The 14,550-nt window shown below is 33.4% G+C and carries 16 protein-coding genes; 9 read left to right on the top strand and 7 right to left on the bottom strand.

Translation table 11 applies throughout. The annotated features are described in order from the left end of the window. From ribD to Q0075_RS06650, 4 genes are all read left to right on the top strand, one after another. A partial coding sequence (ribD, locus tag Q0075_RS06665; RefSeq protein WP_297868827.1) for a bifunctional diaminohydroxyphosphoribosylaminopyrimidine deaminase/5-amino-6-(5-phosphoribosylamino)uracil reductase RibD occupies positions 1 to 955 on the top strand: 955 nt, incomplete at its 5' end. Beyond that, positions 948 to 1,550 carry an HAD family phosphatase gene (locus Q0075_RS06660; RefSeq protein WP_297868829.1) on the top strand — a complete coding sequence of 201 codons (603 nt, stop codon included), beginning with the start codon at positions 948 to 950 and terminating at the stop codon, positions 1,548 to 1,550. The genes ribD and Q0075_RS06660, both read left to right, overlap by 8 nt. Positions 1,551 to 1,556: 6 nt before the next feature. After that, positions 1,557 to 2,417, top strand: a complete 861-nt coding sequence (locus Q0075_RS06655) for a DMT family transporter (RefSeq protein WP_297868826.1) — start codon at positions 1,557 to 1,559, stop codon at positions 2,415 to 2,417. 1 nt (position 2,418) lies between these two features. Beyond that, positions 2,419 to 3,033, top strand: coding sequence for a YigZ family protein (locus tag Q0075_RS06650; protein WP_297868825.1), 615 nt, complete (start codon positions 2,419 to 2,421; stop codon positions 3,031 to 3,033). On the opposite strand, the gene Q0075_RS06645 is transcribed toward Q0075_RS06650, so the two are convergent. After that, positions 3,030 to 3,440, bottom strand: a complete 411-nt coding sequence (locus Q0075_RS06645; RefSeq protein WP_297868824.1) for a thioesterase family protein — start codon at positions 3,438 to 3,440, stop codon at positions 3,030 to 3,032. The two genes, Q0075_RS06650 and Q0075_RS06645, sit on opposite strands and share 4 nt — an antisense overlap. A 203-nt stretch (positions 3,441 to 3,643) precedes the next feature. Between Q0075_RS06645 and dnaA the strand changes: the two genes are divergently transcribed. The 3 genes from dnaA to Q0075_RS06630 are packed head-to-tail and all read left to right on the top strand — an operon-like array spanning position 3,644 to position 6,269. Continuing rightward, positions 3,644 to 5,071 carry a chromosomal replication initiator protein DnaA gene (gene dnaA / locus Q0075_RS06640; protein WP_297868823.1) on the top strand — a complete coding sequence of 476 codons (1,428 nt, stop codon included), beginning with the start codon at positions 3,644 to 3,646 and terminating at the stop codon, positions 5,069 to 5,071. A 3-nt stretch (positions 5,072 to 5,074) separates the two neighbouring features. Next, positions 5,075 to 5,530 carry a low molecular weight protein-tyrosine-phosphatase gene (locus tag Q0075_RS06635; RefSeq protein ID WP_297868822.1) on the top strand — a complete coding sequence of 152 codons (456 nt, stop codon included), beginning with the start codon at positions 5,075 to 5,077 and terminating at the stop codon, positions 5,528 to 5,530. Positions 5,531 to 5,534: 4 nt separating this feature from the next. Beyond that, on the top strand, positions 5,535 to 6,269 hold the full coding sequence (locus tag Q0075_RS06630; RefSeq protein WP_297868821.1) for an SAM-dependent methyltransferase: 735 nt from the start codon (positions 5,535 to 5,537) through the stop codon (positions 6,267 to 6,269). 2 nt (positions 6,270 to 6,271) lie between these two features. On the opposite strand, the gene Q0075_RS06625 is transcribed toward Q0075_RS06630, so the two are convergent. The 5 genes from Q0075_RS06625 to dapF all read right to left on the bottom strand — a co-directional run bounded on the left by Q0075_RS06625 (position 6,272) and on the right by dapF (position 10,416). Continuing rightward, positions 6,272 to 6,919, bottom strand: coding sequence for a peptidoglycan-binding protein LysM (locus tag Q0075_RS06625; RefSeq protein ID WP_297868820.1), 648 nt, complete (start codon positions 6,917 to 6,919; stop codon positions 6,272 to 6,274). Between the two features lie 96 nt (positions 6,920 to 7,015). After that, on the bottom strand, positions 7,016 to 7,888 hold the full coding sequence (locus tag Q0075_RS06620) for a DUF2279 domain-containing protein (RefSeq protein ID WP_297868828.1): 873 nt from the start codon (positions 7,886 to 7,888) through the stop codon (positions 7,016 to 7,018). Positions 7,889 to 8,024: 136 nt separating this feature from the next. Next, positions 8,025 to 9,065 (bottom strand): endolytic transglycosylase MltG, encoded by a 1,041-nt coding sequence (mltG, locus tag Q0075_RS06615; protein WP_297868819.1) that lies wholly within the window; start codon positions 9,063 to 9,065, stop codon positions 8,025 to 8,027. 11 nt (positions 9,066 to 9,076) lie between these two features. Then, positions 9,077 to 9,607 carry a GNAT family protein gene (locus tag Q0075_RS06610; RefSeq protein WP_291106881.1) on the bottom strand — a complete coding sequence of 177 codons (531 nt, stop codon included), beginning with the start codon at positions 9,605 to 9,607 and terminating at the stop codon, positions 9,077 to 9,079. A gap of 20 nt (positions 9,608 to 9,627) precedes the next feature. Continuing rightward, the gene (dapF, locus tag Q0075_RS06605) at positions 9,628 to 10,416 is read right to left on the bottom strand and encodes a diaminopimelate epimerase (protein ID WP_291106883.1); all 789 of its coding nucleotides are present in this window, start codon (positions 10,414 to 10,416) and stop codon (positions 9,628 to 9,630) included. A 125-nt stretch (positions 10,417 to 10,541) separates the two neighbouring features. Here dapF and Q0075_RS06600 point away from each other — a divergent pair, with 125 nt between their 5' ends. Together Q0075_RS06600 and Q0075_RS06595 are read left to right on the top strand one after the other, a co-directional pair. Then, a complete protein-coding gene (locus tag Q0075_RS06600) occupies positions 10,542 to 11,924 on the top strand; it encodes a Do family serine endopeptidase (protein WP_297868818.1) in 1,383 nt (460 codons plus the stop codon). A gap of 123 nt (positions 11,925 to 12,047) precedes the next feature. Further along, positions 12,048 to 13,496, top strand: coding sequence for a glyceraldehyde-3-phosphate dehydrogenase (locus Q0075_RS06595; protein WP_026724825.1), 1,449 nt, complete (start codon positions 12,048 to 12,050; stop codon positions 13,494 to 13,496). Positions 13,497 to 13,561: 65 nt separating this feature from the next. Here the strand turns inward: Q0075_RS06595 and trxB are convergent, their stop codons facing one another. After that, positions 13,562 to 14,509, bottom strand: coding sequence for a thioredoxin-disulfide reductase (gene trxB / locus Q0075_RS06590; protein ID WP_291106889.1), 948 nt, complete (start codon positions 14,507 to 14,509; stop codon positions 13,562 to 13,564). Between the last annotated feature and the right edge of the window lie 41 nt (positions 14,510 to 14,550).

Below are 14,550 nucleotides of genomic sequence, written 5' to 3'. Positions count from 1 at the left end.
TGTGATTGTGCATGATGGTAAAATCATTGGCGAAGGTTGGCACAAAAAAGCAGGCGAACCTCATGCGGAAGTCAATGCTGTGAATTCAGTAAAAGACAAATCGTTGTTAAAAGAAGCTACAATTTACGTGAGTTTAGAACCGTGTAGTCACTTCGGGAAAACACCTCCATGTTGCGATTTAATCATTGCTAATAAAATCCCGAATGTTGTAGTTGGAACCGTTGACCCTTTTGCAAAAGTGGCTGGAAATGGCATTAAAAAATTGGTCGAAAGTGGAAAAAATGTAACCGTTGGCATTTTAGAAGACGAATGCAACAAACTCAACAAGCGATTTTTTACCTTTCATCAAAAGAAAAGACCTTTTATTATTTTGAAATGGGCCGAAACCGCTGATGGATTTATTGCCCCGATTTCGAGAGAAGAAAAAAGTCCAGTTTGGATTACAAATCCATATTCTAGACAATTAGTTCACAAATGGCGCACAGAAGAACAAGCTATTTTAGTAGGAACAAATACTGTTTTAGACGATAATCCAAAATTGGATACACGAGATTTTTCAGGAAACAATCCAATTCGAATTGTGTTGGATAAATCAGGAAAAATTTCTGAAAACTATCATGTTAAGAATAATTCCCAAAAAACAATTTTTATTACGGAAAGCGAAAATTTCATTTCAACTGAAAATTGTATCTATGAAAATGCTATCTTTGATATTAACCTGATTCCTTCAATTTGTACTATTTTATATCAAAACGACATACAATCTGTAATTATTGAAGGTGGTTCTAAAACGTTGCAATCCTTTATAGATGCAAATTTATGGGATGAAGCGCGAGTTTTTATTGGACAAACAACATTTCAAAACGGCACATTAGCCCCTGCCTTTTCCGGAAATTCGGTTGCTGGTTTTGACATAATGAATGATGAACTTAAAATTTTCAAGAATTATGATTGAGGCGATTATTTTTGATTTTGGCGATGTTTTTATTGATTTAAATAAACAAGCTATTGAAACAGAATTTAAAAAACTCGGTTTAACCGCTTGGCATGACGATTTGGATGCTTTAAATAAACGATACGAAATTGGAAAAATTGACGAACTCGAATTCATGCAAGGTTTTCAAAAGCATCTACCAAATGCAGATTTACCTGAAATTAGAGCCGCTTGGAATTCTATTTTGGGCGATTTTCCTTTATATCGATTGGAATTTTTACAAATGATTTCTTCAAAATACCGTTTATTTCTTTTAAGCAATACCGATCATACTCATATTGAAAAATTTGAACATGATGAAGGTCAAACTTTCGCAAGAGATTTTTATAGTTGCTTTGAAAAAGTATATTTCTCTTATGAAATTGGCTTAAGAAAACCTGATGAAAATGCGTTCAAATACGTTATTAACAATCATAATTTAAACCCAAAAAAAACATTATTCATTGACGACAAAAAAGAAAATACAGATGTTGCTGAAAAATTAGGGTTTAAGATTTGGAACATTCAACCCGGAGTTGAAGATGTCACCCAACTATTCGATAAAAAAATAATTTAAACCATTGTGATTTATTTACTACTTAGCATTTTATTTAACGCTGTCCTATTTGTTATTATTAAGTTATTCGCCAAATTCAATATTGATGCCTTACAAGCTTTAGTAGTAAATTATTTCGTTGCGTTTTTGGTAGGGCTTTTCTTTTTAGATTCGAGTATTGTACCAACAGAAATTATTAAGGAAGATTGGTTTAAAGGAAGTGTTCTTCTTGGTTTTGTGTTTATATCTACTTTTTATGCCACCACATTAACATCTCAAAGGAACGGACTTTCGGTGGCTTCTGTGGCTTCTAAAATGTCTGTGATTATTCCAATTTCATTAGGCGTTATATTATACAACGAACAACTTGGTTTTATTAAGATTATTGGAATTCTATTAGCTTTAATTGCCGTTTATTTTACTTCAAAAAAAGAAAATGGAGAAGTACAACAAGCATCCAATCTTCTTTACCCAGTTTTAGTATTTATTGGAGCTGGAACCATTGATGCGAGTTTAAAGTACTTACAAACTTTTCATGTTCCATCAGAAAAAATCGGTTTGTTTTCCTCAGTAACTTTTTTCTGTGCTTTCACCGTGGGAATACTAACAGTACTATTTTTAACACTTCGCGGAAAAATTCAATTTTCGGGAAGAAATATTTTAGGCGGAATTGCTTTGGGGTTACCCAATTATTTTTCGTTGTATTTCTTAGTCAAAATGTTAGAAGCAAAAGCTTTTGAAAGTGCTACTTTATTTACGATTCATAACATTGCTATTGTAATTGTTTCTACCTTTGTAGGCATCCTTTTCTTTAAAGAAAAAATTTCCCTGCGCAATGCGTTCGGAATTGGATTAGCATTATTTGCCTTATTTTTAGTTACCTATTAAAATGGATTTTCCAGAAAAAGACACGTATAAAACCATTGCCACGGCTTCTGAAGAAGTGTTATACAAAGAAAAGAACAGTAAGTTCTTTGGCTATGCTTTTCCTGTAACTACCGAAGAAGAAATCAAAGAAATTTTGGAGCGTCTGCGAAAAGAGCATTTTTCAGCGCGTCATTGGTGCTATGCCTATCAAATTGGTACAGAAAAAATTCAGTATCGAGCAAATGATGACGGTGAACCTAATAATAGTGCCGGAATGCCTATTTATGGACAAATTCAGTCGTTTGAAGTTACGAATGTATTGGTAGTGGTAGTTCGTTATTTTGGAGGTGTAAAATTGGGCGTTGGAGGTTTGATTTCCGCATACAAGATTGCAGCCCAAATGGCATTAGAAAATTCTGAAATTGTAGAGCGAACCATTGATAAACATTTTATTATTTCTTTTGGATATGCGAACATGAATAAAGTAATGCGCATCATCAAAGAAAAAAATCTGCAAATCGTTTCTCAAAAAATGGAAATGGATTGCGAAATCGAAATTTCAATCCGAAAAAAAAATGTCCAAAATCTATTGGACACTTTTGAAAATTTATATGAAATAAAACTAACCGAAATTTAAACTTCGAGAAACGAATTTATCCTCTCAGAAACATAACTTGGAGGCAAAATTGGACGCCCCGTTTTCATATCTACAAACACTAACATTGAGTAACCCGTTGTTAATAACTCATTTGCTTCATTATAGATTTCATAGTCAAACTCTATCTTTACTGAAGTCTGACTTTTTAATATTGTCTTAACAGTTAACAAGTCATCATAACGTGCTGGTTTTTTGTAATTCATTGTTAATGAAACTACAGGAAGCATTACGCCATTTTCTTCCATCCATTTATACGAAACCCCTAAGTTTCTTAGCCATTCCACGCGTCCCATTTCAAAATACTGCGCATAATTTCCGTGATAAACGACTCCCATTTGGTCTGTTTCCGCATAACGTACACGGACTTGATAAACATATTCTCTCATGTTAAAATAATATTAATACAATCTAAAAAAAAGATAATTTTCACTACAAAATTTTTTTTATTAAATCAATAGTAAAAAATTTTTTTTTACAATATTTTGTTCACATATTTGCTAACCCAAATCATTCGAACTGAATTTCCGTTCTGTTCACTTTTGTAACCTATTACAAAACTAAAATAAACAAGTAATAATTAATTGAATTTATGACAAAAACTGCGCAATCGGTATGGAACAACTGTCTGTCTTTCATAAAAGACAATATTCAAGATCAAGCATACAAAACTTGGTTTGAACCTATTCAGTCAGTTGAACTAAACGACAATGCGTTGTCAATTCAAGTGCCTAGTAAATTCTTCTACGAATGGTTAGAAGAACACTATGTTAAATTATTAAAAGTAGCCTTGACGAAAGAGTTAGGACCTGGCGCAAAGTTATTGTATAAAATTAAAATGGAAAACACTTATGGCAATAAACTTCCATTTACAGAGCAAATTCCGAGTTATAATAGAACAGCGGTAAAACCTCAGGAAGTAGATGTGCCAATTGCGAACAAAAATCCAGAATTAAAAAACCCTTTCATTATTCCTGGAATTCGTAATTTAAAAATCGAATCGCAATTAAATGCTAATTATAGTTTTGATAATTTCCTTGAAGGAGATTCCAACCGTTTAGCAAGAAGTGCTGGTATGGCGGTTGCAAATAAACCAGGTGGAACTTCTTTCAACCCATTACTAATTTTTGGTGGTGTTGGATTAGGAAAAACCCACTTAGCTCACGCTATTGGGGTTGAAATAAAAGACAAATATCCAGAAAAAACCGTGCTGTATATTTCGGCTGAAATATTCACACAACAATATATTGACTCTGTTAAGAAAAATACACGTAACGATTTTATTCACTTCTATCAATTAATTGATGTTTTGATTATTGACGACGTTCAATTCTTATCAGGTAAATCAGGAACGCAAGATGTATTTTTCCATATCTTCAACCACTTACACCAAAACGGAAAACAAGTAATTCTTACTTCTGACAAAGCACCAGTAGACATGCAAGATATTGAGCAACGCTTACTATCTCGTTTCAAGTGGGGATTATCAGCAGAATTACACCAACCTGACTATGAAACGCGTATTTCAATTTTGAAAAACATTTTATTCCGTGATGGAGTAGAAATGCCAGAAGAAATTATCGAATACGTTGCTAAAAATATTAAATCTAATGTTCGTGAATTAGAAGGTGCTATTATTTCATTAATTGCTCAATCTTCTTTCAACAAACGTGAAGTTACGATTGATTTAGCTAAGCAAGTAGTTGAGAAATTCGTTAAAAACGTAAAACGTGAAATTTCAATTGATTATATCCAGAAAATTGTTTCTGATTATTTCCAATTGGATGTTGAAACTTTACAGTCAAAAACTAGAAAACGTCATGTTGTTCAAGCTAGACAATTAGCGATGTTCTTTGCTAAGAAATTTACGAAAGCTTCTTTGGCAAACATTGGTTCGCAAATTGGAGACAGAGACCACGCAACGGTTCTTCATGCTTGTAAAACAGTTGATAACCTAGTGACTACTGACAAACAATTCCGTAAATTCGTTGACGATATCAACAAGAAATTATCGCTATAATTCATGGCTGTAAAAATCTTAATGGTTTGCTTAGGAAATATTTGCCGTTCTCCTTTGGCAGAAGGTATTATGCGTTCTAAACTTTCTGAAGATTTTATCGTGGATTCAGCAGGAACTGGTGGTTGGCACGCAGGAGAATTACCTGACAAGCGTTCGATTTCAACAGCTAAAAACAGAGGTTTAGACATTACTAATCAACGAGCTAGACAATTCAAAAGAAGTGATTTTGATACTTTTGATTATATCTATGTAATGGATAATTCCAATTACAAAGATGTTTTAGCATTGGCTCCAAATGAAGAAGCAAAATCAAAAGTCAAGCTGATTTTAAACGAAATTTTTCCAAATGAAAACGTAGATGTTCCCGACCCGTATTATGGAGGTCAAGAAGGATTTGAAAACGTTTTTGATATGTTAGACCAAGCTTGTGAGGAAATCGCAAGAAAACTTAAGCAATAATATCATGAAATCAAACACTTTAGGCAAACTGTATTTAATTCCTATCACTTTATCCAATCCTGGAGAAACTACGGTAGTTCCTGAAGATGTTTTGCCTCAAACCATAAAAAGAACCATTGATTTTGTAGATTATTATATTGTTGAAAACGAGAAAACTGCTCGAAAATTCATCAAAAGTATTCATCCGGAGAAAAAACAAACCGATTTAAAGATTTCAGTCTTAAATAAACATACAGATTTTGCTGAACACAATGAATTCATCCAACCTTTATTAAGAGGTGAAAACATTGGATTAATGAGTGAATCCGGTTGTCCTGGAGTAGCTGACCCCGGTGCTGTTATTGTAAAATTGGCTCATGAAAAAGGAATTCAAGTAGTTCCGTTAGTAGGACCAAGTTCTATTTTATTAGCTTTGATGGCTAGTGGAATGAATGGACAGAGCTTTGCTTTTAATGGTTATTTACCTATCGATAAAAACGATAAAAAACAAGCGTTAAAAAATTTCGAACGTTTGTCACAAGATAAAAATCAGTCGCAATTGTTTATTGAAACTCCTTATCGCAATAATAAATTGATGGAAGATTTGTTGCAGATTCTACAACCTAGTACTCTTTTATGTGTGGCATGCGATATTACGTTACCAACAGAATTCATAAAAACCAAAACGGTTAACGAATGGAAAAAAGAAAAGGCCGATTTACATAATCGACCTTGTATTTTTATTATTCACAAAATGTAAAATTACTCTAAATCTACTTTAGCATTTGCATCTGCTTCGATGTGCGAAATATCGTAATTTGAAAATTTTCTAATGTAGCTTGATAACGATGTTCCAAAACCATCTTTGAAACCATTGCGTCCATTACTTCTTAAATATTTTTTTACCGAACCCGCTCCGCCTAAATGCGCTGCCGCAACTAAACCAGATTCTGTAATTTCTACACCATTAATTACTCTACCAGAATATTTTTGAATTTCTTTACGTAATTCCCACTTGTTTCTAGCAATTAAAGCTTTAAAAGCTTCATCTTGCCATTCAGCGTTACGTAAAAATTCTTGAAAGTCATAAATACCCACAGTGCGTAATGTACTTCTCCCGAATTGGTATTTACCCATGTATCCGTATGGATTCACTAAATGTAACATACCTCTTGACTCTTTGTAAGCCATTTTTTGAGCAAAACCAGAAAATGATTTACCAACATTTGGCACTTTAACTGGACTAATTACTTCTTCGCTCTCATATTCATTTGGAACATGGTATTTAATACCTTCGTAGTTCGACAAATGAAATCCTTCCAATTTTTCTTCCTTAAAGGTTATAAAACCTGAAGAAACGATTAATACTAGGAGTGTCAATCCTATAAAATACGACCTTTTTTTTATCATGAATTGTTATTTCTCAGCGTCTGTCACCCATCTGAAATTACCGATGCAAATATACAAAAAAAATTATAATGTTGATTTACAACACGTTAATCTTTTCTAAAAGTAGATGAAGTGCGCTCTAAGTCCGTTATACTCATCGTATTGCAAAGTAGGTGCTGGAATTTTTATTGTGTTAAAAACCGAAAAAAGCGTCTTTAAAAAATGTGATTTTGTAGTAATTTTCGTCAAGTCAACATCCAAACTCAGATAAAATTGACGATATGGGTTTTGAATGATTCCATTTTCTATTGCTTCGGCATCTTTTCCGTACAGCATTCCTTCTCCACCGTAGCCTATAGCAAGGTTTAACCACTTAGGAACAAACTTATCTTTTGTGAACGAATGAACATTGAACGACAACCAATACGTTTGACCGTTATAATCTTTCAAAATTTGTTCGTTTAGAGAAGCTCCTAATGTTTCTGGACGTTGCGATGCAAATTTGGTTTGATTAAATGAGAATTTTGGGGTGATACGTTGTTCTTTCCAAAGTAATTCTTGCGATACATAAAGCGCTGTTCCAGAAACATTGGCAATTATATCACCTGAAGATGCTCCCCATTCTTGTGAAAAGCCATCAAAAACCTCAACTACGGTTAAAAAGCCTAATCCAAGAGTAGAACCATAAATTAATTGTTCTTTTCTTGAAGCACCACTCCATTGTAACATTTCGGAACCTACTCTACCTAAATGATAGGTTGAATATAAATGTCCCAATTTATCCATTTGTAACCACTGCTTATTATCATTGATGAAATGGAAATTAGTTTGTGGATAATCTTTGTACCAAATTTGATTTAAACCAATTAAAGTAGCACCCAAAGCAACGGATTCGCCAATATAAACGTCAGTTCTTCTTGACTTATTTAGGGTATCAGAAGGTTTTAAAAAAATATTGATATTTGATTGTGCCTGAGAAAAAACAGATATAAACAAAAAAACGAATAGCCAACTAGCCCTGATTGCAGTGGAAATCCTTTTATAAAACCCTAAAGTTTTATAAAAGATTGCAACGGAAAGCAGGAACATGGAAACCAAGAAAGCCCAAGCCATTCGCTTCTAAAAATTAACGATCAATTCCTAACTTCGTCACCCAATCTGCATATTTTTTAGCATTCACTTGGTGTGCTTCGTAACTTGATGCAAAAGCGTGATAACCCGGTTTGTCTGGATTGGCACAGAAATAAATATAATCGTGTTTTTCTGCATTTAAAACCGCATCGATAGCCGAAACATCAGGCATTGCAATTGGTCCTGGAGGCAAACCTTTGTTGATATAAGTATTATAAGAAGAATTAATTCGCAAATCGTTAAAGAAAACACGTTTGATTTCTTGGTCAAAATTACCCGAACGTTTTTTAATTGCAAAAATTACGGTTGGGTCAGCTTGTAACGGCATATCTTGTTTCAAACGGTTTAAGTAAACCCCAGCTACTGTTGGTCTTTCATCTACTTTAGCCGTTTCTTTATGTACAATTGAAGCTAAGGTATACACTTGAATTGGAGTTAATCCTAACGCTTTTGCTTTTTCAGTACGCTCATTATTCCAGAAAATACGATATTCTTTTGCTAATTTTTGAGCGATTTTGTCTGCAGGTGTATTCCAATAGAACTCGTATGTATTTGGAATAAAAAGAGCTAAAATCGTTTCCTCTGTTAATCCGTTTTCTTCTAAAAATGGCGTATTAGTAAACGCAACTTCTAATTTTAAACTATCAGGTTCTAATTGTGTAGCTAATCGTTGTACTAATTTGCCTAATGTTTCTTGATTGTTGAAAGCCACTTTAACTGGAACATTTAAACGCAAACTTCTTACCATATCAAAACTGGTCATGTCTTTTTTGAAAAGAAATTTTCCAGCTTTTACATTGGTACTGTAATTTCTTGATGTGGCTACGAAATCAAATTTTTCAAAATCTTTGACGAACGGTTTTACAATTTCGACCACTTGTTCATAAGTTGAATTCGAAGGAATGTAAACATAAACTTCGTCTTGTGAAAATTGAGTGTTAGGTGTAAAAGCTTTAAAATAGACATAAACACCAACTGCAGTTGCAACTACAATTCCGGCAACAGCGATTATTGAAATTATTTTTTTTACGTTCAAGGGGTTATTTTTTAAATGTGATTGATTAATTGATATAACATTTCATCTTCGTATTGATTGTTGATTTTATTCCAATCTTTTTTTACTCCGATTTTTTGAAAGCCAAATTTAGTAAAAAGCGAAATACTAATTTCATTTTTTGAACCAATATTTGCGTATAATTGATGCAATTGCAATTGATTGAATGCGTAATTGATAACAAGTTGTGTAGCTTCGGAACCGATTCCTGAATTTCGATTTGCTTCATTTGAAATTACAATCCCAACTCCTGCTCTATTATTTTTAGGATCAAAATCAAATAAATCGATTAAACCTACTGCTTCAAAAGTGTCATTTAAGCAAATAGCTAACCGCAATTGTTTGGCTTCGTAAATATCTTGATGCGCATTTTCCAAGTACTGACGAATCAAAAATCGACTGTATGGCGTTTGCGTATTACTTACTTCCCAAACTGATTCGTTATTTTCTATTTTGTAGATAAACTCTAAATCTTCGGGTTCGAGTGCGCGCAGGTAGATGGTAGTTCCTTTTAATGTTATCATTTACAAGTTCAATTACAAATTTAAAAATCTAAATCAATTTTTCCTTCAAAAACAAAAGTTGCTTGTCCAATCAAGAAAACGTTGGTGTATTTTCCGTTATCTACATCAAATTGAACTTTTAATTTTCCGCCTTCTACGTTTAAATCTATGATATTGTTGTTTGTTTTTCCGGTTCGATGCATCGCGATAGCAACTGCTGTTACACCTGTTCCACAAGACAAAGTTTCATCTTCAACGCCTCGCTCATAGGTACGAACTGCAAAAATGTCATTCGCTAATTGATATACAAAATTGACATTACTTCCTGCTTTTCCATACAAATCGGAATAACGAATTTTAGCACCTTCCGTCTTAATATCTAATTCTACTAAATTATCTACCAATTGCACATGATGAGGCGAACCCGTATTTAAAAAAGTGTAATCTTCATGTTGATTTACTGTATCAACATCTTTCATTTGAAGCGCTACAATTCCGTTCGTATCAATCGTTGCATAATGATAACCATCAACAGCTTCAAACTCGGCTTTATTTTCGATTACGCCCATTTGTTTGGCAAAAGCAACTAAACATCTTCCGCCATTTCCACACATTGAACTTTCGTTACCATCTGAATTATAGTAGACCATTTTAAAATCATATTCCGAATGGTTTTCTAGCAAAATCAAGCCATCAGCACCTATACCAAATCTTCTGTCACACAATTTTTCGATGAGTTCGGTGTTGTCTTTTGGGAAAAATTCTGTTCGATTGTCAACCATGACAAAATCGTTTCCAGTCCCTTGATATTTATAAAAGGTAAGTTGCATCGTCTTATTAATTTATACAAAAGTACGAATTATTAATAAGATGTTAAACATTGTTAATCGAGCGTTAAAGTGATTTTTTGGAATATTTTTTGTTATAATTTTGAGTGAACAAAAATTTAAAAAAGATGAAAAAATTTGGAAGTTTATTTGCGGTTTCGTTATTAAGTGGTGCCGTAACTTTAGGCGCTTACAAATTCTTTTTAGAGCCTAATAATTCAGGAAAACTAACTATAGCTTCTCCTAATTATTCAAAAAATGTTAGTTTAGGAGCTGAAAATATTGATTTTACAACCGCAGCAGAAAACACGGTTCACGCAGTTGTTCACGTAAAAAACGTAAGCGTTTCAAAAGTTCCAAGCAATCCATTAATGGAATTCATTTATGGTTATCAAGGTCCAAGAGAGCAAACGCAAATTGGAACAGGTTCTGGAGTTATCGTTACCGAAGATGGCTACATTGTAACGAATAATCACGTAATTCAAGATGCAACTGAAATCGAAGTAACACTTAATAACAACAAATCGTATAAAGCAAAATTGGTTGGAACTGATTCCAAAATGGATATCGCACTTTTAAAAGTAGATGCTGACGAAAAGTTACCCTATGTAGTTTTTGGAGATTCTGACGCGATTAAAGTAGGCGAATGGGTTTTGGCTGTTGGAAATCCGTATAACTTAAATTCTACTGTTACAGCTGGAATTGTTTCAGCAAAAGCTAGAAATTTGTCGAACAACGGAATTCAATCTTTCATTCAAACCGATGCTGCTGTGAATCCTGGAAACAGCGGTGGTGCTTTGGTAAATACTCGTGGAGAATTGGTTGGAATTAACACGATGATTTCTTCTCCAACAGGAAGTTATGCTGGATATTCATTTGCTGTCCCATCGAATTTGACTCGAAAAATCATTGAAGATTTAATGCAATTTGGAAATGTACAACGTGGGGTTTTGGGTGTTGAAGGAAGAGAATTAAATTCAAGCTACTCAAAAGAATTAGGCATCAAAGAAACACAGGGATTCTATGTTAATTTAGTAACTAAAAACTCTGGGGCTGAAAAAGCTGGATTGACAAAAGGTGATATCATTGTACAATTAGACGATAAAAAAATTACTAGTTTTTCAGAATTATCAGGTTACATTAACACAAAAAGACCAAACGATGTCATTCAAGTAACGGTTTTACGCGATGGAAAACAAAGAACGCTTCCGGTGAAGTTAACCAAAAAAGAAATTCTGAATTACGAATTCAACGGAATTGAGTTTGAAGAACTTGATACTACCGATAAAAAACAATTCAATGTAAAAGAAGGCATTAAAATTAAAAAAGTAAACAACCCTGAATATACAGAATATAGCAATATTTTAGATGGTGCAGTAATTTTGAGTATTGATGGCATAATAGCAAAAGATATGGAAACAATTTCAAGCTACTTAGCTAAAAAAGAAAATCAGAAAGCAAGATACCAAATTCTGTCTAAAAACGGACAAAAATATATTATCATAATGTAAAATCCAACAAATAAATATGTTTTAAAACCAGACATTATTTTTGTCTGGTTTTTTTATTAAAAAAATTTTACGAAAACGATTGAAATCTATACTTTTGCACCACAAAACAACACATTTATTTTCATGAGCAATATCTCTTTATACGAAAAAGAATTAGCTTTTCAGGCAGACAGAAGAAAAGCTGGTGTAGAATTCATTAAAATCATCAGTGATTTATGGTATGATAAATCAATCGAATTGGTTTTATTCCGCAATCAATTAATCGACAAAAACGTTAGCGAAATCATCAACTTACATGAATATGCAGGTGCTTTCGTTGGAAAACCTATCAACGTTTTTGATTCAGTTGAAATCGCAAGCGCTATTGTTGATTTAGATTTACCACCATCAAGAATTGATATTGGAAAATTAACTTACGAATATCATTTAGAAGACGACAAATACAATGATGCTAAAGCATTTGTTATCGACAAATTAAAGAATGCTAAAAATTTCCAAGAAATTAAACCAAAAGATGTGGTTTTATATGGATTTGGTAGAATTGGTCGTTTATTAGCTCGTGAAATGATGTCTAAAATTGGAAAAGGGCAACAATTACGTTTAAGAGCAATTGTAACAAGAGATAAAAACGATGCTGTTTTATTAGAAAAAAGAGCTTCTTTATTACGTTACGATTCAGTTCACGGTGATTTTCATGGTTCGGTAATTGCGGATCCAGAAAACAATGCTTTATTGATTAACGGAACAACAGTTCACATCATTACAGCTAATTCTCCAGAAGAAATTGATTACACCGCTTACGGAATTGAAGATGCATTAGTAATAGACAATACAGGAGCTTTCACAACTGAAGAAGCATTAAAACGTCATTTATCTTCAAAAGGAGCTGATAAAGTTTTATTGACAGCACCAGGAAAAGGAGTTCCAAATATCGTTTACGGAGTAAATCATGAAGATTACAATCCAGATGAAGTGAACATTTTCTCTGCAGCTTCTTGTACAACTAACGCAATCACTCCAGTTTTAAAAGCAGTTGAAGATACTTTAGGTGTAGTTAAAGGACACTTAGAAACGATTCACGCGTATACAAATGACCAAAATTTAGTAGATAACATGCACAAAAAATACCGTAGAGGTCGTGCTGCTGCTTTAAATATGGTTATTACTGAAACAGGTGCTGGAAGTGCTGTTGCAAAAGCATTACCTGCATTAGCTGGAAAATTAACTTCAAATGCGATTCGTGTACCAGTTCCAAACGGTTCATTAGTAGTATTGAATTTAGAAGTTGGAAAAAACACTTCTATTGAAGAAGTAAATAACATTATGAAAAAATACGCTTTAGAAGGTGATCTTGTAGAGCAAATTAAATACTCTTTAAACAACGAGTTAGTATCTTCAGACATCGTAGGAACTTCTGCTCCTGCAATTTTTGACAGTAACGCAACTATTGTTTCTGGAGACGGAAAAAACATTGTAATGTACGTTTGGTACGATAATGAATACGGTTATAGCCACCAAGTTATTCGTTTAGCGAAATATATTGCTAAAGTTAGAAGATATAGCTACTATTAGTAGATAGTTTTAAAACAAAAAGCTCCTATTTTTCAATAGGAGCTTTTTTATATTTGATAATCTAATTACTCTTTCGCCGCTAAATAACGTTCTGCATCTAAAGCTGCCATACAACCTGTTCCCGCAGCTGTAATTGCCTGACGATATACATGATCTGCCGCATCACCAGCTACAAAAACACCCGGAACATTTGTTTTAGAACTTCCTGGAACATTTACGATATAACCGGTTTCGTCTAGCGTAATGTAATCCGCAAAAATATCTGTGTTTGGTTTGTGACCTATTGCTACGAAAAATCCTGTTGCTGGAATTTCTTTCGTTTCTCCTGTAGCTCTGTTTTTAACTTTTACTCCAGTAACTACTTGTCCATCACCTAAAACTTCTTCTGTTTCAGTATGCATTAAAATTTCGATATTTTCAGTTTTTTGTACACGTTCAGCCATAATTTTAGAAGCTCTAAATTTATCACTACGAACTAACATCGTTACTTTTTTACATAATTTAGACAAGTAATGTGCTTCTTCACAAGCGCTATCTCCTGCCCCAACGATTACTACTTCCTGATTTCTATAGAAAAATCCATCACAAACCGCACAAGCTGAAACACCACCCCCTAATTTTAAATAATGTTGTTCCGATTCTAATCCTAAATATTTAGCAGAAGCTCCAGTTGAAATAATTACCGTTTCTGCGTGAATTTCAATCGTATCATTAATCCAAACTTTATGAATATTTCCTGAGAAATCTACTTTTGTAGCCCATCCATCACGAATATCAGAACCAAAACGTTTTGCTTGCTCTTGCAACTGAACCATCATTTCAGGTCCGGTTACACCTTCAGGATAACCTGGAAAGTTTTCTACTTCATTGGTTGTGGTTAACTGACCACCTGGTTGTTGTCCTTGGTATAAAACAGGATTCATATTCGCTCTAGCCGCATAAATAGCCGCAGTATATCCCGCTGGACCAGAACCTATAATTAAACATTTTACTTTTTCGATTGTATCTGACATAACTTTATTCTTTTAAGAGTAGCAAATGTAAGTTTTTAATT

The sequence above is a fragment of the uncultured Flavobacterium sp. genome, assembly GCF_937967675.1.
Lineage (GTDB): Bacteria > Bacteroidota > Bacteroidia > Flavobacteriales > Flavobacteriaceae > Flavobacterium.
Note: the sequence above shows the minus strand (reverse complement) of the source record. Positions and strands in the feature narration are given on the sequence as shown.